Raw genomic sequence first — 21323 nt, 5'->3', positions numbered from 1 at the left:
ATTCGGATTACGGCCTCGCCTCTTCCGTGTGGACCGCCGACGTCGGCCGCGCCCATCGCCTGTCGGCGCGGTTGCAATACGGCTGCACCTGGGTGAACACGCACTTCATGCTCGTCAGCGAAATGCCTCACGGCGGTCAGAAACTGTCCGGGTATGGCAAGGACATGTCCATGTATGGACTGGAGGATTACACCGTCGTAAGGCATGTGATGTTCAAGCATTAACCGCAAAAAGATCGCAGCCTGCGGCAGCTCCTACAAAGAGCGCCGTACATCCTGTAGGAGCTGCCGCAGGCTGCGATCTTTTCAGCAGACACACGGATGATGTCGGCGATACACACCAAGGATTCACCGCAACTCAAATAACAATAACCACCGATCCTGGCGGCGCCTTCAAAGCCCCGCCACGGTTTCGGACATCCGAAATCTGCCGATTTTCCGGAGCAAACACACATGAGTGCATCACCCGATCTCTCTGCCGCCGTTGCCGACAGCGACGCCGAGCAACTACGCAAACTGGGCTACACCTCCAACTTCAATCGCAGCATGAGCCTGTGGGAGAACTTCGCCCTGGGCTTCACTTACCTTTCTCCAGTCGTAGGGGTTTATACCCTCTTCGGCCTGTGCCTCGCCGCTGGCGGGCCACCGATGTTCTGGGCTTATTTGCTGGTCGGTTGCGGTCAGTTGCTGGTGTGCCTGATCTTCGGTGAAGTGGTTTCGCAGTTCCCGATTTCCGGTGGTGTGTACCCGTGGGCCCGCCGCTTGGTGGGCAAACGCTGGGCGTGGATGGTCGGCTGGATCTACTCCATTGCGCTGTGCGTCACCATCGCCGCTGTTGCGGTTGGCGCTGGTCCGTACCTGGCCGCCATGCTCGGCTTTGAACCGAGCAACAACACCAATATCGTCATCGCGCTGGTGCTGACGCTGTTCGCCACCCTGGTTAACCTCAGCGGCACCAAAGTGCTGGCGCGCATCGCCATGTTCGGCTTTCTCTGTGAACTGGTGGGCGCGGTGATCGTTGGCGTTTACCTGCTGGTCTTCGAGCGTCATCAACCGATCAGCGTGCTGTTCAACACCTTCGACATCAGCATCAACGGCTCATACCTGCCTGCGTTCCTCACCGCATCGCTGGCGGGGATGTTCCTGTACTACGGGTTCGAGGCCTGCGGCGACGTGGCCGAAGAAACCCCGAACCCGAGCAAGCAGATCCCGATTGCCATGCGCATGACCATCTACATCGGTGGCATCGCGGCGATGTTTGCCTGCCTGGCGCTGATCCTCGCCGTGCCCGACATGCAAGCAGTGATCAACGGCACCGACAAGGACCCGGTCGGCACCATCCTCAACAACGCCTTCGGCCCGGTCGGTTCGAAAATGGTGATGGCCGTGGTGATGATTTCCTTCATCTCCTGCGTCATCAGCCTGCAAGCGGCGGCGAGCCGTCTGCTGTATTCCTACGCTCGCGACGAAATGGTCGTCGGCAGCCGACTGCTGAAGAAGATTTCGCCTACAACCCAGGTTCCGGTTGCCGCACTGTTCGTGTCCGGCGTCCTGCCGGCACTGATCATCATCCTCGGCTTCTTCCTGCAAGACGCGGTCGCCACCATCGTCAGCTTCGCCGCCATTGGCATCTACCTGGCGTTCCAGATGATCGTCCTCGCGGCACTGTACGCACGCCTCAAAGGCTGGAAACCCAACGGCAAATTCACCCTCGGCGCCTGGGGCTGGCCGGTGAACATCGGCGCGCTGGTCTACGGCGTCGGCGCCATCATCAACATGGCCTGGCCGCGCACACCGGATGCCGCGTGGTACATCAATTACGCCATGGTGCTGAGCACGGCCATCGTGATTGGTCTTGGGCTGCTCTACATGTGGATTGCCAAGCCGTATGACCACGGGACAGCGCCTGCTGGGGATGCTTGGAAGGTTAGTCGTTAACGTAAGTCTTCTTCAATCAAACGCCCTGTCCGCATCAATGCGGATAGGGCTGATGAAGTCAGACGGGCTGCGGTTTGGAGAGGGATTCGAACTCATCCATCAGCAAATGGATTTCGGTGCTGGGATTGGGTTCTCCGCTAATTGCGACATCCTCGAGAATTTTAGGTGCCAGGGTTCGTGCTGTCTGAAATGGCTCTCCCAACAGTTGGGAGAAATAGCTGATGTCTTTGCCCTTCTCATATTTTTCCATGCTGGGTTTCTCACGCAGACTCTTGCTAACCAAATCACCCGGGGAGCGTTTGCCGACAGCTCTGAAGGGCTTCCGGTTAAAACCGAAGTGCAGCAAAAGCCAAAACTCAAAGCAGGGATACGATGCAATGACTTTGATCTTTGGATGGGGTAACGCAACATTCAATGCCCGCTGGAAGCAAAGGTGCGTATCGCGATCCAATACACAAAACACCTTGTCGAAACGTTCCTGCCGGATGATTGCTCGCTCAACAATGCCACTCGGATGCGTGACACCGCAGTGAGCAATTTCGACCCGGGCCTTGGCACGAAAATGGAAAGCCGCCTCTTCCAGATAGCGTTTCCCTGATTTGCTGTCCTCGCAGAGCACCAACACTTTAGGCTGAGGCTTGAACCGTGATGCCTTGCGATCAAATGACTTCCCTGGATTCGCCATCCTTATGCCTGCCTTATCAGCGGTAATCCGCGATAACACCCTTCAAAGTAGCGCTTTTCGACATCCTCACTCTCTCGCCCCTCAAAATCGTGAATGGAAAACAGACATGTCGCGCCGTTGACGTCACGTTCAGTAATCCAGAACTGATCCCGCCGCAGGATCTTTTCATTCATGAGATGAGTGTCGTGGGTTGTAAAAATCAGCTGAGTATCGAGGCCACTGTCCAGATGCTTGCCGATCAAGTCGGCGACGATGTCTGGATGAAGACTACTGTTGAGTTCATCGACACAAAGCACGCCGCTGCCCCCCGTCTGATTCATCATGAACCAGGGCAGCCAAAAACCAATCAGGTTCTTTGTGCCGCACGACTCTTCCGAAAAATCAAATTCCGCCTCACCTAAAACACTGAAATGCGTGAGAGTGACTTTGTTCTTTTGAACCGCCGCGAGAATCTCCTTCAGGGTAGGTTCTATATCGTTCTGAGCGGTATCGACATCGTCCGGATTGAGGTCAATGGCAGAAACCGGAATGTCCAATGCCTTGAGAAATTCCCGAAGATCTTTCGTATGGCTCGATACCATCCGAAGAAAACGGATCGACGCTGTCGACAACTCCATCATGCTGTTCTGCTCAACCACGAGTAGCCCGGTCTGGAACCAACTGAACGGTACTCGCAACTGAGTCAATTCTTCATTGCTATTCACCACGGCCTGCGAGAGAAAGAGCAGTTTCGGACTCGTCAAACGCCGCCATGCATGGTGCACTTCTTTACCGCCCTCAAGCGTTTTCCCGAAAACATAATGTTCGCCATTGGCGTCGAATTGGCGGTCATACAGAAGCGTTTCTTTCCCTCTCGGATAAGAAACCAGTTGTTCTTTGACAATGCGCTGCTCAGTCAACCCGAGCACAAACCTATAACGCAACCCACCTTGAATAAAGTTGTACTCAAATACGCTGGGAGCATCCTTCAAGGCGCGATCAAAACGAAACGGCGAAACCGCTAACGGCTCGTCACTGGGGTTGGATGTCGCGGCAAGTAATCGCCCAACGATCCCTATCGCGCGAACCAGTGAAGACTTGCCGGAAGCATTGGGGCCGTATATCGCAGCGACCTTCAACAAGTCGGGAAGCTTTTCTGCGCAGGAGGAAGGCTTGAACGTATTACGGGTTTTACTCAGACGAGGAGCCGCTGCCATGGACAAGGTTTGCTTGTCCCGGAACGAGCGGTAATTTGAAACCGAAAATTCGATCAGCATGGAGAAATCCTGCAGTTCATTTGCTGGATTCGAATAAATAAAGGAAAAAATGCGCTTTAGGTGCCTCTACTCTGCAGCACGTGCAAAAACAGGAAATTCCTACAGACGAAACCTTCCTGAAAAAACCTCAATTCCTACAACACGCGTCGCCAGAGTAGACTTGGCGCCGCGAGCGCCTGACCGATAGGCTTCACTCCGTCGCTGCCAAATCAGCGACCCGGAGTCGAAGCCGGAACATATCAACATGGCGCATCCGCGCCCCCATTCGAGCTGGGGCATTTTTGCCTTTCAGTTTCGCGTTATGGCGGGCCGTGTGGCGCGGGCCTCTCGGCTTACATGTTGATCGAGAATGTTCCGACTTCGAACGCCGCACGGTCCGCCACCCAAATCTGTCGAAGGGTTAGTGGCGGCTCCTTTTTCAACATGGAGTCGAAAAATGCACAAGCTCACAGCAAATCCGTCTGAAACTGATACCTGCTTCATTCCTACAGTCTTCACCCGCCACAACCGCTTCCTCCACGCCTTCATGCAAGACAACCAGGCCTGGCTCTGCGTTCAGGACCTTGGCCGCTTGATGGGCAAACCCTTGAACGAACGCCTCACCCTGAAACTCGATCCCGATCAACGTCGCAGCGTATGGCTACTCAAGGACGGCAAAACAGTCGAAACCCTGATGGTCAGCGAATCAGGCATGTACGCCTTGCTGGTTCACCACTTCGTCCCGGAAAACCGCAACCTGCGCCAGTGGCTGAGCAATGAGGTCATACCCTCGCTGCGTGATTTGAAAGCAGAGCCTGTGGAAAACCAGCCGAGCCTGAGTTCTTTGAATTGGGCTGGAGTTTCAGTGCCCTTGCTGCATTACCAACATCACGCCTGGATCAAGTGGCGTGATATGCCTGAGTTGATGCAGGTGCAGCGACCCTACCCAATCACTGGTACTTGCACTTGAAGGGATAAATCGAGCTGAAAAAAAGGGACAGACTTCACAGTCCGTCCCTTTGGTTTGCCTGCTCAAAACCGCGAAACACTCCTCATCGCATCCACCAGATACCTCATCGCAATCCGGTCGCTCTCCGACAATTCCCGATAGCGTTCCACCAACTTCAGTTCCTCACTGTTGAGACGGCGTCTTCGCCGCCCGCTGGCCAGGCAAGGAAAGATTCCCAACATTTCGGTGATGCCTTGTACTTTCGACATGGACGATGTCCTTCTCTACGTCAAAGAAAACTTCAGAAACCGCATCGCCCTATCCCTTTTTCAGCAGCGCCTCGTGCCAACTGAACCGCACCGGCCCGAAGGGCATAAACCGGTCATGAGCACAGAATAGAAACAATCACGGCGCTGAAAAGCGGTTTTTAGAGTAATTAGTCGAAAAAAGCATAAATGCCCTTGAAATCAGAAGGTCCTGTCGGAAATGTTTCCCGACATGTCTTGTTTCATTGCCGAGCTAGCGTGGTGCCATCAATCAATTTTGCTCTGCAATCGAACGGTTTAAGCTATCCGGCATCTGTTTAAAAGTCCGTTGCGTTTGGCCGAAGGCATGTCCGAACCGAATTTTCTGATCCAGCACGTGCCAGGAACGGCGCGGGATTGTTCACGACAGGTTGTATTTATGCACCGCAGGAATTTGCTCAAAGCCTCCATGGCCATCGCTGCCTACACCGGTTTATCTGCCAGCGGCCTGCTCGCCGCCCGCGCCTGGGCCGCCCCTGGCACAGCCGATGGGGAGGCCAAGGCCTTCGATTTCGAGGCGCTGAAAGTGCAGGCCAAGCAGTTGGCCAGCAATCGCTATCAGGACACCAAGCAGGTGCTGCCGCCGACCCTGGCAACCATGACCCCGCAGAACTTCAACGCGATCCGTTACGACGGCGACCATTCGTTGTGGAAAGACAACAAGGGTCAGCTGGACGTGCAGTTCTTCCATGTCGGCATGGGCTTCAAGCAGCCAGTGCGCATGTACAGCGTCGATCCGAAATCCCGCATGGCGCGCGAAGTGCATTTCCGTCCGTCGCTGTTCAATTACGAAAACACCACCGTCGACACCAAGCAACTCACCGGCGACCTGGGATTTTCCGGCTTCAAGCTGTTCAAGGCGCCGGAGCTGGACAGGCACGACGTGGTGTCCTTCCTCGGCGCCAGTTACTTCCGCGCGGTGGACGCCACCGGCCAGTACGGCTTGTCGGCCCGCGGGCTGGCCATCGACACCTACGCCAAGAAGCGTGAAGAATTCCCCGATTTCACCAAGTTCTGGTTCGAGACGCCGGACAAGGACAGCACCCGCTTCGTGGTCTACGCCCTGCTCGATTCGCCGAGCGCCACCGGTGCCTACCGTTTCGACATCGACTGCCAGGCCGAGCGCGTGGTGATGGAAGTCGATGCTCATGTCAACGCGCGTACCGCCATCGATCAATTGGGCATCGCGCCGATGACCAGCATGTTCAGCTGCGGCACGCACGAGCGCCGGATGTGCGACACCATCCACCCGCAGATCCACGACTCCGATCGCCTGGCGATGTGGCGCGGCAATGGAGAATGGATCTGCCGCCCGCTGAACAACCCGGCCAAACTGCAATTCAACGCCTTCGCCGACACCGACCCGAAAGGTTTTGGCCTCGTGCAGACCGATCACGAGTTCGCCAGCTATCAGGACACCGTCGACTGGTACAGCCGTCGTCCGAGCCTGTGGGTCGAACCGACCACCTCATGGGGCGAAGGCTCGATCGATCTGCTGGAAATCCCTACCACCGGCGAGACCATGGACAACATCGTCGCGTTCTGGACGCCGAAGAAACCGGTGGCGGCCGGCGATTCGCTGAACTACGGCTACAAACTCTACTGGAGCGCTCTGCCGCCGGTTGGCACGCCGCTGGCGCGGGTTCATGCGACCCGTTCCGGCATGGGCGGTTTCACTGAAGGCTGGGCGCCGGGCGAGCATTACCCACCGGTCTGGGCGCGGCGCTTTGCCGTGGATTTCACCGGAGGGGGTCTGGACCGCTTGCCGGAAGGCACGGGCATCGAGCCGGTGGTGACGTGCTCGAACGGTGAGGTCAAGGATTTCAGCGTGCTCAAGCTCGATGACATCAAGGGCTACCGCATCCTGTTTGACTGGTACCCGACCAATGACAGCGTCGAGCCTGTCGAACTGCGCCTGTTCATTCGTACCAACGACCGCACGCTGAGTGAAACCTGGTTGTACCAGTACTTCCCGCCAGCGCCGGACAAGCGCAAATACCCGTGATCCGCGGGTAGCACCCTGCCACCATTCGGTTTTCCGAACGCGACCTGCGGGTCGGTTCGGATAACCGGATTTTTCAACCTAAAAATAAGCGCCACAAATATTTAATTTCCTTATAAATCAATAGTTTGACCAATTGGCACTGGTCTGGCACGAGTCATGCTCTACACTTCTTCGACGGATGTCCTTTGCGCGCACTCTCAGTAGCGCTCTGGCATTTGCAGCACAAAAGGGCCGAACAACTGGCTCCATAAAAAAAACAATGTCGAGGAAAGTTTGATGCGCATCGTTCCCCATATCCTGGGCGCAGCCATTGCTGCCGCTCTGATCAGCACGCCAGTTTTCGCCGCCGAACTCACCGGCACCCTGAAGAAGATCAAAGAGTCCGGTGTCATCACCCTGGGCCATCGCGACGCTTCCATTCCGTTTTCCTACATTGCAGACGCTTCCGGCAAACCGGTCGGCTACTCCCACGACATCCAGCTGAAAGTCGTCGAAGCCATCAAAAAAGACCTCGACATGCCGAACCTCCAGGTCAAGTACAACCTGGTGACGTCGCAAACCCGTATCCCGCTGGTGCAAAACGGCACCGTGGACCTGGAATGCGGTTCCACCACCAACAACGTCGAGCGTCAGCAGCAAGTTGACTTCTCCGTCGGCATCTTCGAAATCGGTACCCGCCTGCTGTCCAAGGCAGACTCCAAGTACAAGGATTTCCCTGATCTGGCTGGCAAGAACGTCGTAACCACCGCCGGCACCACGTCCGAGCGCATCCTCAAATCGATGAACGCCGACAAGCAGATGAACATGAACGTCATCTCCGCCAAAGACCACGGCGAGTCGTTCCAGATGCTGGAGACCGGCCGCGCCGTAGCGTTCATGATGGATGACGCCCTGCTAGCCGGTGAAGCTGCCAAGGCCAAGAAGGCCAGTGACTGGGCCGTGACCGGCACTCCACAGTCGTACGAAATCTACGGCTGCATGGTGCGCAAAGGCGACGAGCCGTTCAAAAAGGCTGTGGATGACGCCATCAAGGCCACCTACGCATCGGGCGAGATCAACAAGATCTACGAAAAATGGTTCATGCAGCCAATCCCGCCTAAAGGCCTGAACCTGAATTTCCCGATGAGCGACGAGCTCAAGGCCCTGATCGCCAATCCGACCGATAAAGCGGCTGACGACAAGAAGTCCTGATTTCTGACTAACCTTATCTCCTGAAAGGGCCACCGCCCTTTCAGGAGGTTGTCACTCCCTGCTGGCATTTTTGGAAACACTCGGACCGGTGGCTGTCGAGCCGATCGTGTGTGCCTGATCGTCAAGATCGGGCGGGAACGGAGCTTCCCCCAAGCGGGAACTTGTACATCGATCGAATCCGAGGGGAGACCCTAATGAATTACAACTGGGACTGGGGCGTGTTCTTCAAGTCCACCGGCGTGGGCAGCGAGACCTATCTCGACTGGTACGTGTCCGGTCTGGCTTGGACCATCGGCATCGCCATCGCGGCCTGGATCATCGCCCTGACGCTGGGCTCGATCCTGGGCGTCATGCGTACCGTGCCGAACCGCATCGTATCGGGCATCGCCACCTGCTACGTCGAACTCTTCCGTAACGTGCCGCTGCTTGTGCAGCTGTTCATCTGGTACTTCCTGGTGCCCGATCTGCTGCCTGCCGACCTGCAGGAGTGGTACAAGCAGGACCTGAACCCGACCACCTCGGCCTTCCTCAGCGTCGTCGTGTGCCTGGGTCTGTTCACCACCGCGCGCGTTTGCGAACAGGTGCGCACCGGTATCCAGGCCCTGCCCAAAGGCCAGGAATCCGCGGCCCGCGCCATGGGTTTCAAGTTGCCGCAGATCTACTGGAACGTGCTGCTGCCCCAAGCCTACCGGATCATCATTCCGCCGCTCACCTCGGAATTTTTGAACGTTTTCAAGAACACCTCCGTTGCCTCGCTGATCGGTTTGATGGAATTGCTCGCGCAGACCAAACAGACTGCCGAGTTCTCTGCGAACCTGTTCGAAGCCTTCACCCTGGCCACGCTGATCTACTTCACCCTGAACATGAGCCTGATGTTGCTGATGCGCATGGTCGAGAAGAAAGTCGCTGTACCGGGCCTGATCTCTGTAGGGGGTAAATGATGGAATTCGATTTCTCGGGCATCATCCCGTCCCTGCCGGGCCTGTGGAACGGCATGATCATGACCCTCAAGCTGATGGCCATGGGCGTGATCGGCGGCATCATCCTCGGCACCATCCTGGCGCTGTGCCGTCTGTCCCACAACAAGCTGCTTTCCAACCTGGCCGGCGCCTACGTCAACTATTTCCGTTCGATCCCGTTGCTGCTGGTGATCACCTGGTTCTACCTGGCGGTACCGTTCGTGCTGCGCTGGATTACCGGTGAAGACACGCCGATCGGCGCGTTTGCCTCCTGCATCGTGGCCTTCATGATGTTCGAAGCGGCGTACTTCTGCGAAATCGTCCGTGCCGGTGTGCAGTCGATTCCCAAGGGCCAGATGGGCGCTGCCCAGGCACTGGGCATGACTTACGGCCAGATGATGCGCCTGATCATCCTGCCGCAAGCGTTCCGCAAGATGACCCCGCTGCTGTTGCAGCAGAGCATCATCCTGTTTCAGGACACCTCGCTGGTCTACGCCGTCGGCCTGGTGGACTTCCTCAATGCTTCGCGTGCCAGTGGCGACATCATTGGCCGCTCCAATGAGTTCCTGATTTTCGCGGGTCTCGTGTACTTCATCATCAGCTTTTCCGCCTCGCTGCTGGTCAAGCGTCTGCAAAAAAGGTTCGCCGTATGATCTCTATCAAAAGCATCAACAAGTGGTATGGGGACTTTCAGGTACTGACTGATTGCAGCACCGAGGTCAAAAAAGGTGAAGTGATCGTGGTGTGCGGGCCGTCCGGTTCCGGCAAGTCGACCCTGATCAAATGCGTCAACGCCCTGGAGCCGTTCCAGAAAGGCGACATCGTGGTCGACGGCACCTCCATCGCCGACCCGAAGACCAATCTGCCGAAACTGCGTTCCCGCGTGGGCATGGTGTTCCAGCATTTCGAGCTGTTCCCGCACCTGACCATCACCGAAAACCTGACCATCGCGCAGATCAAGGTGTTGGGTCGCAGCAAGGAAGAGGCCACCAAGAAAGGCCTGCAATTGCTGGAGCGCGTCGGTCTCTCGGCCCACGCCCACAAGCACCCGGGCCAACTGTCCGGTGGCCAGCAACAGCGTGTAGCGATTGCCCGTGCGCTGGCGATGGACCCTATCGTTATGCTGTTCGACGAACCGACCTCGGCGCTGGACCCGGAAATGGTCAACGAAGTACTGGACGTGATGGTGCAACTGGCCCACGAAGGCATGACCATGATGTGCGTGACCCACGAAATGGGCTTCGCCCGTAAAGTGGCCGACCGTGTGATCTTCATGGACCAGGGCAAGATCATCGAAGACTGCAAGAAAGAGGAATTCTTCGGCGACATCAGCCACCGTGCCGAGCGTACGCAGCACTTCCTCAACAAGATCCTCCAACACTAAGGCTGTACGGCCTCCCCTGTAGGAGCTGCCGCAGGCTGCGATCTCTTGATCTTGTCTTTCAAAAAGCAAGATCAAAAGATCGCAGCCTGCGGCAGCTCCTACAGGGAGTCCTCTGGGCTTGTTGTTGTGGTTGACCCAAGGCATCTGTGATGAAATGCGACCCCGATCTCTACCGCGCCACGTCGCCATCACTCGCCGTGAAACCCCGTCTGATTCGCCATCTGTTCCTGCCGCCGCTGATCATCGCCCTGATGATCGGACTGGGTTACATCGGCTTCTGGGTCAGCGAACACTATGGCATCCGCAGCCTCAGCGAAAACGGTCAGCGTCAGCTGGAACTGCACGCCCGCGCCGTCGAAAGCGAAATCAGCAAATACACCTATCTGCCCAGCCTGCTGGAACTCGAAACCAGTGTTTCCAAGCTGCTGGCCGACCCGAGCCCGGAACACCGGCAAACGGTCAATGATTACCTCGAAGGCCTGAACCGGCGCAGCCGCAGTCGGGCCATCTACGTGATGGACACCACCGGCCGCGTCATGGCCACCAGCAACTGGCGCGATGTCGACAGTTACCTGGGTGAAGACCTGTCCTTCCGCGCCTATTTTCAGAATGCCGTGCGCGGTCAGCCGGGGCGGTTCTACGGCATCGGCAGCACCAACGGTGAGCCCGGCTATTACCTGGCCCATGGCCTGGAAGAACACGGCAAGATCATCGGCGTCGCGGTGGTCAAGGTCCGTCTCGAAGCCATGGAAGAGCGCTGGCAGCGAGCGCGCCTGGAAGCCTTCGTCAGCGACGAAAACGGCATCATCATTCTCTCCAGCGATCCCGCGCGGCGCTTGAAATCCGTGGTGCCGCTAAGCGATGAAACCAAAGAGAAACTGGCCCGCAGCCTGCAGTACTACTGGTTCCCGCTCAACGAACTGCAACCGTTGGCCCGGGAAACCCTGTCCGAAGGTGTGGAAAAACTCACCTTCCCGGCCAACAGCGAACTGGTGTCCGACGATGAAAACATCAGCTACCTGTCGCAAACCCGGCCCTTGAGCGATACACCGTGGAACTTCACCCTGCTGACGCCGCTGCAGGATCTGCGCCGCGAAGCGATCAATCAGGGGATTCTGGTGGCGGTGGCGTTTGCCCTTGTCGCCTTCCTGCTGATTGCCTGGAACGAGCGGCGCAAGGTGATTGCTACACGTCTCGCGGCCCGGGAAGCCTTGCAGGAAGCCAACAATCAACTGGAGCGTCGGATTACCGAACGCACCGTCGACCTGCGCGCGAGCAACGAACGGCTCAAGGGTCAAATCCGCGAACGGCGTCATGCCGAAGAGACTTTGCGCCGCGCCCAGGATGAACTGGTGCAGGCCGGAAAACTCGCAGCCATCGGCCAGATGTCCACCAGCATCGCCCACGAACTGAACCAGCCGCTGGCGGCGCTGCGCACCTTGTCCGGCAACACCGTGCGTTTTCTCGAGCGCGGTCAACTGGACATTGCCAGCACCAACCTCAAGACCATTAACGAACTGATTGACCGCATGGGCCGCATCACCGCCAGCCTGCGCTCCTTCGCCCGGCGCGGTGACGACAAGGGTCAGGCGTGCCTCGGCAAAGGTGTGGACGCGGCCTTGCAGTTGCTCGATGGACGAATGAAAAATACGCAGTTGCACCGCCATTTCGAAGCCGTGCAGGTACAGATCGACCAGACCCGCCTGGAGCAGATTCTGGTCAACCTGATCGGCAACGCCCTTGATGCCATGCAAGCGCAGCCACAACCCGAGTTGTGGCTCGAAGGCGAAGCGGTCGATGGCAAATACCGCTTGCGCGTGCGGGACAACGGCCACGGTATCGACGCCGAAGCGCGCAAGCATTTGTTCGAACCATTCTTCACCACCAAGCCCGGCGAACAAGGCCTGGGCCTTGGACTGACGCTGTCCGCCAGCCTCGCCGCCGCCACCGGCGGTCATCTGGGTGTCGAGCACCCGACCAGCGGTGGCACCGCTTTCGTCCTCAGTTTACCGTTGGTAAGCCCCACTCCCGCCGAGCCAATATGAACAACGACCTTAGTGTATTGATCGTCGAAGACGACCCCCATGTGCTGCTCGGCTGCCAACAGGCGCTGACCCTGGAAGACATTCCCTGCGTTGGCGTTGGCAGCGCCGAAGAAGCGCTGGAGCGGGTCGGCGACAACTTTGCCGGCATCGTCATCAGCGACATTCGCCTGCCGGGCATTGATGGACTTGAATTGCTTGGTCGGCTCAAGGAACGTGATCGCAGCTTGCCCGTCGTGCTGATTACCGGCCATGGCGATATTTCCATGGCCGTCGGCGCCATGCAGAAAGGCGCCTACGACTTCATGGAGAAACCGTTTTCTCCGGAACGGCTGGTGGATGTGGCCCGCCGCGCGCTGGAACAGCGCAGCCTGGCGCGGGAAGTGTCGTCGTTGCGTCGGCAATTGGCCGAGCGTGATTCCCTCGAAGGCCGGATCATCGGTCGCTCGCCGGCCATGCAGAACCTGCGCGAACTGATCGCCAACGTCGCCGATACCTCGGCCAACGTGCTGATCGAGGGTGAAACCGGCACCGGCAAGGAACTGGTCGCCCGCTGCCTGCATGATTTCAGTCGGCGACACACCAAACAGTTCGTCGCACTGAACTGCGGTGGCCTGCCAGAGAACCTGTTCGAGAGCGAAATTTTCGGCCACGAAGCCAACGCCTTCACCGGTGCCGGCAAACGGCGGATCGGCAAGATCGAACACGCCGACGGCGGCACGCTGTTCCTCGACGAAGTCGAAAGCATGCCCCTGCCCTTGCAGATCAAACTGCTGCGGGTATTGCAGGAACGCACCCTTGAGCGCCTCGGTTCGAACCAGAGCGTGGCGGTGGATTGCCGGGTGATTGCCGCGACCAAATCCGATCTGGTCGAGTCGAGCAAGGCCGGCGAATTCCGCAGCGACCTGTATTACCGCCTCAACGTGGTGACCCTGGAATTGCCACCGCTGCGCGAGCGCCGCGAAGACATCCTGCAACTGTTCGAATACTTCTTGCAGCAGTCGTCGCTACGCTTCGACCGCATCGCGCCGGAACTGGATAACCAGACCGTCTCGAACCTGATGAGCCACGACTGGCCGGGCAACGTGCGCGAACTGCGCAACGTCGCCGAGCGTTTTGCCCTCGGCCTGCCGGCGTTCAAGAAACCTGGCGCGGGCGGCAGCACTCCGGGCCTGGCCTTCGCCGAGGCGGTGGAAGCCTTCGAACGCAACCTGTTGAGCGATGCCTTGCAGCGCAGCGGCGGCAACCTGACCCAGGCCAGCCAGGAACTGGGCATGGCCAAGACCACCTTGTTCGACAAAGTGAAGAAGTACGGACTGAGCCACTGATTCACACCTGAGAAGCGCCAATCCGCCTGCGGGAGCGAGCAGGTTTTTGATCGTTGGTCAGTTGACCGTTCCGCCCTTGGCTTCACTCATGATCTGCCGGATCGCCGCCACGAACGACTCCACCGGTTGCCCACCCGTGACAGCATACTGGCCGTTGAAAACTACCGTCGGCACCGAACTCACGCCGCGCGACAGCCACAACTGTTCTTCCTCGCGAATCTCTGTGGCGAATTCTTCCGACGCCAGAATCGCCTCGGCCCGCTGACGGTCCAGTCCGACGCTTTCAGCGATTGTCGTCAGTTGAGCGTGGTCGGAAGGATTGCCGCCGTCAGTGAAATACGCCTTGAACAACGCCTCTTTCAGCTGCTGTTGCAGCCCTTCCAGCCCCGCCCAGTGCAATAGGCGGTGAGCATCGAAGGTGTTGTAGATACGGCTGTTGCCGTCGGTGCGAAACGCAAACCCGACCTCGGCGCCGCGTGCGCGGATCATCTCGCGATTCTTTTGCGACTGCTCCGGTGTCGAACCGTACTTCTCGGTGATGTGCTCGGTGATGTTCTGCCCTTCAGGTCCCATTTTCGGGTTCAATTCGAAGGGCTGGAAACGGATCTCGGCACGCACCTCGTCACGCAAGATGTGCAGGGCTTTGGTCAGACCATACAAACCCACGACGCACCAGGGGCAGGACACGTCGCTGACGAAATCGATTTTCAGTGGGGCACTCATCATTCACCTCGCTGGCTGGAACACGCCGGAAAGTTTGAACGATACACCTGCATTGAATGGTTTTGTGCAGGAGCTGCCGAAGGCTGCGATTTTTTGATTTTTGTTCCGAAAAAACGAGATCAAAAGATCGCAGCCTTCGGCAGCTCCTACAGTGGATCGCGGTGTTAGAGGAGATTATGTTCGGCCACCGGCTCGATCTGCGCCCAGTGCGAAGTGTCCTCGCGGTGCTCGCGCAAATACGGCAGCACTGCCGCCAGTAACGGTGCCTTGAACGTCTCCTGGAATCGATGGGCCAACCCCGGAATCAACTTCAACTGGCTGCCGCGCAAATGCGCTGCCAGATGCACGCCATGCATCACTGGCAACAACGGGTCAGCGGTGCCATGCACCACCAGCGCCGGGACGCGCAATTGATTGAGCAACGCCACCCGGCTTGGCTCGGCCAGGATTGCCATGATCTGCCGTTTCACACCTTCGGGGTTGAACGCCCGGTCATACGACAGCGCCGCCTGATGCAACAACGCCTGGCGATCATCAACGACCGTCGGGCTGCCCAGCGCCGCCAGCAAATCGGCCTGTTGCTCCAGGGCCACTTCACGATTCGGTGCGCCGCGACGTGACAGTAATTGCACCAGTGCCGCACTCGGTGCAGGCAAACCTTCGGCCCCGGAGGTGGTCATGATCAGGGTCAGGCTTTCCACCCGTTGCGGTGCCATGGCCGCCATGTGCTGGGCAATCATGCCGCCCATGCTCGCGCCCAGCACGTGAAATTGCTCGATGTGCAAGGCATCCATCAGGCCCAGGCCATCGTCGGCCATGTCGGTCAATGAGTACGGTGCCGAGACTGGCAAGCCGAGCTTGTAGCGCAGCACTTCGAACGTCAGGTTGGCTTCCAGTGGTGCTTGCAGCCAGGTCGACAGGCCGACATCGCGGTTGTCATAACGAATGACCCGAAAACCCTGCTGACACAGCGCGACCACCACCTCATCAGGCCAGTGAATCAACTGCCCGCCCAAGCCCATCACCAGCAGCAATGCCGGGTCCGAGGCGCGGCCGATGCTCTGGTACGCCAGGCTTACCTGGGCCAGATCTACCCGTTCGGTCGGAACATTGACGTCACAACGAGACGCCGCCAGGGACGGCAGGCCGAACAAAAATGCGGCCAAAAATACAATTCTTGATAAAAAAACACGCATGAAAAACACCAAAACGCAGAACCCCAGTAGAGCGCGAGTCTGATGAAGTTTGTTCAAGCGCGCTGCCACAGTTCCATGACAGTTTGATGAAGAGTGCCGGGCGGTCGTTTTCTCAAAACCGCGTGATCGTTTTTTCGCGAGCAAGCCCGCTCCCACACTTGATCTTCAGCGAACACAACCTTTGTGTACGACATCCAATCAAATGTGTGCGGGCTTGCTCGCGAAGGCATCAGAACAGGCGTCGCAGGACTTTAAGCCAACTGACTACGCAACTGCCTCGCCGCCGCCACCATATTCACCAGCGCCGCTTCGGTCTCCGGCCACGCCCGAGTCTTCAACCCGCAATCAGGGTTAACCCACAAACGCTCAGCCGGGATACGCTGCACAGCTTTAGCCATCAACTTGACCATCTCGGCCGTGTCCGGCACCCGTGGCGAGTGGATGTCGTAGACGCCCGGGCCGATGTCGTTCGGGTAGTCGAACGCTTTGAAGGCCTCCAGCAATTCCATGTCCGAACGCGAGGTTTCGATGGTGATCACGTCGGCGTCCATCGCCGCGATGGCTTCGATCACGTCGTTGAATTCGCTGTAGCACATGTGGGTATGGATCTGGGTTTCATCACGCACACCGCTGGCGCTCAGGCGGAACGCTTCCACCGCCCAATCCAGATATTCCTGCCATTGCGCCCGGCGCAGCGGCAAACCTTCGCGGAACGCCGCTTCGTCGATCTGCACGATCTTGATGTCGGCGGCTTCCAGGTCCACCACTTCGTCACGCAGGGCCAGGGCCAGTTGCTGCGCCTGGACTTTGCGCGACACGTCCTCGCGCGGGAACGACCACATCAGCATGGTCACGGGACCGGTGAGCATGCCTTTCATGACCTTGTCGGTCTGGTTCTGGGCATAAGTGATCCAGTCGACGGTCATCGCTTTCGGACGGCTCAGGTCACCGTAAATAACCGCCGGTTTCACGCAACGGGAACCGTAGCTCTGCACCCAGCCGAAACGGGTGAACAGATAGCCGTCCAGTTGCTCGGCGAAGTACTCGACCATGTCGTTGCGCTCGGCTTCACCGTGCACCAGCACGTCGAGGCCCAGGCGTTCTTGAACCTGCACGGCGTGGCGAATTTCATGGTGCATGGCGTCGGTGTAATCGTTGGCCGACAGCTTGCCTTGCTTGTAAGACTGACGCGCCAGACGAATCGAACCGGTCTGCGGGAACGAGCCGATAGTGGTAGTCGGGAATGCCGGCAATTTGAGGCGTGCGCGCTGTTGCTCGATGCGTTTGGCAAACGGTGACTGACGCTGGCTGTCCGCCGCACCGATGGCATTGATCCGGGCTTGAACCTCAGCCTTGTGAATGCGCGGCGACTCGGCACGGCTGGCGGCAATGGCGCGGCTTTGCACCAAGGCTGTTTGCACTTTTGGCGCTTGCGGGTCATTCAGGGCATCGCGCAGCACAGCAATTTCGCCACACTTTTGCACGGCAAACGCCAGCCAGCTTTTCAGTTCCGGGTCGAGTTTGTCTTCGCGCTCCAGGTCCACCGGGCTGTGCAGCAGCGAGCAGGAACTGCTGACCCACAGGTTGTCGCCAAAGCGTTCCTGAGCAAATTGCAGTTGCGCCAGCACCGGCTCCAGTTCGCAGCGCCAGACGTTGCGACCGTTGACCAGGCCGACCGAGAGAATCTTGTAGATCGGCAGGCGATCGAGCACGTGCAGCAATTGATCCGGCGCACGCACCGCGTCGATGTGCAGACCTTGCACCGGCAGACCGACGGCCAGGCCGAGGTTGTCTTGCAGGCCGCTGAAGTAGGTCGCCAGCAGTTTTTTCAGCGGCGAATATTGAAGGATGTGGTAAGCGCGTTCGAAGGCGTTCTTCCATTCCTGCGGCAGGTCGAGGGTCAGGATCGGTTCGTCGATCTGCACCCACTCCACGCCCTGTGCAGCGAGGCGACCGAGGATTTCGCCGTAGATTGGCAGCAGGCGTTCCAGCAGATCGAGCTTGTCGAAGTCGTTGCCATTGCCCTTTGATTTGCCCTTGCCCAGCCACAGGTAAGTTAAAGGACCGATGATCACCGGTTTGATGGTGTGACCCAAAGCCTTGGCTTCTTCGACTTCGTCGAACAGTTGTTCCCAGCTCAACTTGAATTGCTGGTCAGCGGTGAATTCCGGGACCAGATAGTGGTAGTTGGTGTCGAACCACTTGGTCAGCTCTTGAGCGTATTGCGCTTTGCCGCGTCCGCCGTCGCAGCAGGTAGCAGTGGCGCCACGGGCCATGGCGAACAGGGTGTCGAGGGTCGGCAGGCCGCGCTCGTCCTTGGTGCTGTCGAAACGTTCGGGGACTACACCGAAGGCCAGGGAATGGGTCAGCACCTGGTCGTACCAGGCGAAATCGCCGACCGGCAACAAGTCAATGCCGGCGTCTTTCTGCAATTGCCAGTGGGTGGCGCGCAGTTGGCGGCCGACGCTTTTCAGCGCGTCCTGATCGAGATCGCCCTTCCAGTAGGCTTCGAGGGCTTTTTTCAGTTCGCGGTCGGCGCCGATGCGCGGGAAACCTAGGGTGTGGGCCACGGCCATGTCGAATGTGCTCCTGTATAAAAGATGGCGCTATTGTCGACAGCCAAGCCAACATGAGACAAACTCAACCTTTTCGTGTTGATCACAAGTTTTCCTCATGGAGCCCTCCGGTGCTTGAAATCCGTCACCTCAAGACCCTCCACGCCTTGCGCGAAGCCGATAGCCTGGTGGACGCGGCCGACCGCCTGCACCTGACCCAATCGGCGCTGTCCCACCAGTTCAAGGAGCTGGAAGAACGCATGGGCATGCCGCTGTTCGTGCGCAAGACCAAACCGGTGCGTTTCACCAGCGCCGGTTTGCGCCTGCTGCAACTGGCTGATGCCACCCTTCCGTTGCTGCGCGCTGCCGAACGTGACATCAGTCGACTGGCCGGCGGCACTGCCGGTCGTTTGCACATGGCCATCGAATGCCACAGTTGTTTCCAGTGGCTGATGCCGACCATTGACCAGTTCCGCGATGCCTGGCCGGAAGTCGAACTGGACCTGGCGTCGGGCTTCTCCTTCGCCCCGCTTCCCGCCCTGGCCCGTGGCGATCTGGACCTGGTCGTAACCTCCGATCCGGTGGACCTGGTGGGCATTACCTATGTGCCGCTGTTCACCTACGAAGCGATGCTCGCCGTGGCCAACCAGCACAAACTGGCGAGCAAGGCCTACATCGTCCCGGAAGACTTGCTCACGGAAACCTTGATCACCTATCCGGTGGAAAGGGATCGACTGGACATCTTCACGCGCTTCCTCGAACCCGCCGACGTTGAGCCGGCCCAGGTCCGCACCTCGGAACTGACGGTGATGATGATGCAACTGGTGGCCAGCGGACGCGGCGTGTGCGGCATGCCGCATTGGGCGTTGCATGAGTACAGTTCACGGGGTTATGTGAAGGCCAAGCGCTTGGGTGAGAAAGGTCTGTTTGCGACGCTGTACGCGGGGATTCGCGCTGACATGCTGGATGCGCCGTACATGCGTGATTTTCTGCTGACGGCGAAGGACACGTCGTTTTCGACGTTGGATGGGGTTAGCGCAGTTCGATAGCAACATGCGGGGACTGGTTCTCAACCTTTAGAAGATCGCAGCCTTCGGCAGCTCCTACAGGGGCACGCATTTTTCCTGTAGGAGCTGCCGAAGGCTGCGATCTTTTGATCGTGCTTCAGATCTCACGGCACATATGGATCTTGTCGAAGTACTCCTCACCCACCCGCACCGCCATCGGCTCAAGGCCATACTGAACGAAGCCGCAGCGCTGGTACAAATTGAACGCAGCGTTATTGCCGGCGGTGACGGTCAATTTGATCAGCCGCAGCCCCTGATGGGACCGCGCCTCCGCCAGAACCGCCTCCACCAACTGAAAACCGAGCCCACGCTGGCGCACGTTGGCGGATACGTACATGCCAAACAGCGTCGCCTTGTGCCGGGCCTTTTCCCGAGGTTCGAACGCCAGCCCGACAATGCCGGCCAACCTGCCCTCTTCGAACGCGCCGAACACCACGTCGAGCTTGCCGGTCAGGCGCGCTTCCCACCAGCTCAGCGGCATCGTCGCACGCTCGCGCACACTCGACGTGAAGGCCTGCGGATGCAGGTCATAGGCTTCGAGCATCATCGCCCGATAATCCAGCGCATGACTGGCATCCAGTCGCTCGATCCACATGTTCAGGCCATCCGTTTTTGCTCAAGCATCAGCCGCAGTGCCAGCGCCGACAACACAAACCCCATGAAATAACGCTGCATCGCCAGCCAGGTCGGGTTGTTGACGAACCACGAAGCGATGCCCGCCGCAAACAGCGCAATCATCAGGTTGACGCTGAAGCTGACGCTGATCTGAGTCAGGCCCAGCACGATGCTTTGGGTGAACACCGAACCGTGTTCGGGCGTGATGAACTGCGGAAATACAGAGAGGTAGAACACCGCGATCTTCGGGTTCAGGGCACTGGTCAGAAAGCCCATGGTGATCAGTTTTCGTGACGAATCCGGCGGCAGCTGTTGTGCTTCGAATGGCGAACGCGCACCGGGCTTGACCGCCTGCCAGGCCAGCCACAACAGATACAGCGCCCCCGCCCACTTCAACACTTCATAAGCCATCGGCACCGCGAGGAACACCGCGGTCAAACCGGCCGCAGCGGCGAACAGATGCACGAAGAAACCCGCGACCACACCGAGCAACGACGTCACCCCGGCCTTGCGCCCCTGGCAGATCGAACGGGAGATCAGGTAGATCATGTTCGGCCCAGGCGTCAGTACCATCAGCAATGCAGCAGCAGCGAAAATCAGCAGGTCCTGGAGCGGGATCATGGCGGTTCCTTTGCGTGAATGATCAGGCGATGGCGGTCAGCGAAGCTCGATAAAACGGCAGGATCAGGTCCCGTGTCAATGGCGCCAGAGTGACATCGCCATCGGTGTCCGGATCGATCCAGAGCACTTCCTCGATCTCGGCCGCCGGGGTGACGTCTGCATCGATCGTCAGCAGGAAGATCTCCGCCTGTACGACACATCCCGGCTCATTGGCGGCCGGTGCCGAGAACTGCCCGAGGAACGTGGCGTGCGCCGGATCGATGACCAGACCCAGCTCTTCTTCCAGCTCACGAGCCAAAGCGTGGACAGGCAATTCATGAAGCTCGATCTTGCCGCCCGGCTGCATGAACGCCTCGGTGCCACGCTTGCGCACCAGCAGGGTTCGGCCGTCGGGACCGATCAGCAGGGCAGCGGCGATGTGGATAATTGTCGACATGACAAAGAGACCTTTGACTCAAAAACGGCAAGGATCACATGTCTTCCACGGATTGTGTAGGAGCTGCCGCAGGCTGCGATCTTTTGACTT

At 58.4% G+C, this 21323-nt stretch carries 20 protein-coding genes; 11 read left to right on the top strand and 9 right to left on the bottom strand.

What is annotated here, in order from left to right; all coding sequences use genetic code 11:
* Positions 1-224, top strand: a 224-nt coding sequence (locus ACM110_RS25175) for an aldehyde dehydrogenase family protein (protein ID WP_416129886.1), incomplete at its 5' end; no start/stop codon positions are given.
* Between the two features lie 228 nt (positions 225-452).
* Positions 453-1937, top strand: a complete 1485-nt coding sequence (locus tag ACM110_RS25170) for an APC family permease (protein ID WP_416129885.1) — start codon at positions 453-455, stop codon at positions 1935-1937.
* Positions 1938-1995: 58 nt separating this feature from the next.
* Here the strand turns inward: ACM110_RS25170 and ACM110_RS25165 are convergent, their stop codons facing one another.
* Both ACM110_RS25165 and ACM110_RS25160 read right to left on the bottom strand, forming a co-directional pair.
* Positions 1996-2622, bottom strand: a complete 627-nt coding sequence (locus tag ACM110_RS25165; RefSeq protein ID WP_416129884.1) for an RloB family protein — start codon at positions 2620-2622, stop codon at positions 1996-1998.
* A gap of 2 nt (positions 2623-2624) precedes the next feature.
* Positions 2625-3878, bottom strand: coding sequence for an AAA family ATPase (locus ACM110_RS25160; protein ID WP_416129883.1), 1254 nt, complete (start codon positions 3876-3878; stop codon positions 2625-2627).
* A 436-nt stretch (positions 3879-4314) separates the two neighbouring features.
* On the opposite strand from ACM110_RS25160, the gene ACM110_RS25155 reads away from it, so the two are divergent.
* The gene (locus tag ACM110_RS25155; RefSeq protein WP_416129882.1) at positions 4315-4827 is read left to right on the top strand and encodes a Bro-N domain-containing protein; all 513 of its coding nucleotides are present in this window, start codon (positions 4315-4317) and stop codon (positions 4825-4827) included.
* Between the two features lie 62 nt (positions 4828-4889).
* Here ACM110_RS25155 and ACM110_RS25150 read toward each other — a convergent pair whose 3' ends face one another.
* The gene (locus ACM110_RS25150) at positions 4890-5075 is read right to left on the bottom strand and encodes a hypothetical protein (protein WP_416129881.1); all 186 of its coding nucleotides are present in this window, start codon (positions 5073-5075) and stop codon (positions 4890-4892) included.
* A 415-nt stretch (positions 5076-5490) separates the two neighbouring features.
* Between ACM110_RS25150 and ACM110_RS25145 the strand changes: the two genes are divergently transcribed.
* The 7 genes from ACM110_RS25145 (at position 5491) to ACM110_RS25115 (ending at position 14020) form a co-directional block, all read left to right on the top strand.
* Positions 5491-7116: a glucan biosynthesis protein D gene (locus ACM110_RS25145; RefSeq protein ID WP_416129880.1), complete on the top strand. Its 1626-nt coding sequence runs from the start codon at positions 5491-5493 to the stop codon at positions 7114-7116.
* Between the two features lie 276 nt (positions 7117-7392).
* On the top strand, positions 7393-8307 hold the full coding sequence (locus ACM110_RS25140) for a glutamate/aspartate ABC transporter substrate-binding protein (RefSeq protein WP_338584974.1): 915 nt from the start codon (positions 7393-7395) through the stop codon (positions 8305-8307).
* 194 nt (positions 8308-8501) lie between these two features.
* Entirely contained in the window at positions 8502-9248 is a 747-nt protein-coding gene (locus ACM110_RS25135) for an amino acid ABC transporter permease (protein WP_338584973.1), read from the top strand.
* Positions 9248-9919: an amino acid ABC transporter permease gene (locus ACM110_RS25130; RefSeq protein WP_416129879.1), complete on the top strand. Its 672-nt coding sequence runs from the start codon at positions 9248-9250 to the stop codon at positions 9917-9919. The genes ACM110_RS25135 and ACM110_RS25130 overlap by 1 nt, the downstream gene beginning before the upstream one ends.
* Entirely contained in the window at positions 9916-10650 is a 735-nt protein-coding gene (locus ACM110_RS25125) for an amino acid ABC transporter ATP-binding protein (RefSeq protein WP_015093699.1), read from the top strand. The genes ACM110_RS25130 and ACM110_RS25125 overlap by 4 nt, the downstream gene beginning before the upstream one ends.
* Before the next feature lie 149 nt (positions 10651-10799).
* Positions 10800-12695 carry a sensor histidine kinase gene (locus ACM110_RS25120; RefSeq protein ID WP_416129878.1) on the top strand — a complete coding sequence of 632 codons (1896 nt, stop codon included), beginning with the start codon at positions 10800-10802 and terminating at the stop codon, positions 12693-12695.
* Positions 12692-14020: a sigma-54-dependent transcriptional regulator gene (locus tag ACM110_RS25115; RefSeq protein WP_416129877.1), complete on the top strand. Its 1329-nt coding sequence runs from the start codon at positions 12692-12694 to the stop codon at positions 14018-14020. Before ACM110_RS25120 ends, ACM110_RS25115 begins: the two co-directional genes overlap by 4 nt.
* Positions 14021-14077: 57 nt before the next feature.
* Here the strand turns inward: ACM110_RS25115 and ACM110_RS25110 are convergent, their stop codons facing one another.
* The 3 genes from ACM110_RS25110 to metE all read right to left on the bottom strand — a co-directional run bounded on the left by ACM110_RS25110 (position 14078) and on the right by metE (position 18515).
* Positions 14078-14743, bottom strand: a complete 666-nt coding sequence (locus ACM110_RS25110) for a DsbA family oxidoreductase (protein WP_416129876.1) — start codon at positions 14741-14743, stop codon at positions 14078-14080.
* 164 nt (positions 14744-14907) lie between these two features.
* Positions 14908-15939 carry an alpha/beta fold hydrolase gene (locus ACM110_RS25105; RefSeq protein WP_416129875.1) on the bottom strand — a complete coding sequence of 344 codons (1032 nt, stop codon included), beginning with the start codon at positions 15937-15939 and terminating at the stop codon, positions 14908-14910.
* Between the two features lie 251 nt (positions 15940-16190).
* Positions 16191-18515, bottom strand: a complete 2325-nt coding sequence (gene metE, locus ACM110_RS25100; protein ID WP_416129874.1) for a 5-methyltetrahydropteroyltriglutamate--homocysteine S-methyltransferase — start codon at positions 18513-18515, stop codon at positions 16191-16193.
* A 110-nt stretch (positions 18516-18625) separates the two neighbouring features.
* On the opposite strand from metE, the gene metR reads away from it, so the two are divergent.
* Positions 18626-19543, top strand: a complete 918-nt coding sequence (gene metR, locus ACM110_RS25095) for a transcriptional regulator MetR (protein ID WP_150702006.1) — start codon at positions 18626-18628, stop codon at positions 19541-19543.
* A gap of 115 nt (positions 19544-19658) precedes the next feature.
* On the opposite strand, the gene ACM110_RS25090 is transcribed toward metR, so the two are convergent.
* Genes ACM110_RS25090 through ACM110_RS25080 form a run of 3 tightly spaced genes read right to left on the bottom strand, consistent with a single transcriptional unit; the run spans position 19659 to position 21233 of the window.
* Entirely contained in the window at positions 19659-20156 is a 498-nt protein-coding gene (locus ACM110_RS25090; RefSeq protein WP_416129873.1) for a GNAT family N-acetyltransferase, read from the bottom strand.
* Positions 20157-20158: 2 nt separating this feature from the next.
* Entirely contained in the window at positions 20159-20797 is a 639-nt protein-coding gene (locus tag ACM110_RS25085; RefSeq protein ID WP_338584962.1) for a LysE family translocator, read from the bottom strand.
* Positions 20798-20819: 22 nt separating this feature from the next.
* Complete coding sequence (locus ACM110_RS25080; protein ID WP_416129872.1) at positions 20820-21233, bottom strand: NUDIX hydrolase; 414 nt, start codon at positions 21231-21233, stop codon at positions 20820-20822.
* Positions 21234-21323 lie beyond the last annotated feature (90 nt).

This window comes from Pseudomonas sp. NFX98 (assembly GCF_047784845.1).
Classification (GTDB): Bacteria; Pseudomonadota; Gammaproteobacteria; order Pseudomonadales; family Pseudomonadaceae; genus Aquipseudomonas.
This window is presented reverse-complemented; position numbering and strand designations above follow the sequence as displayed.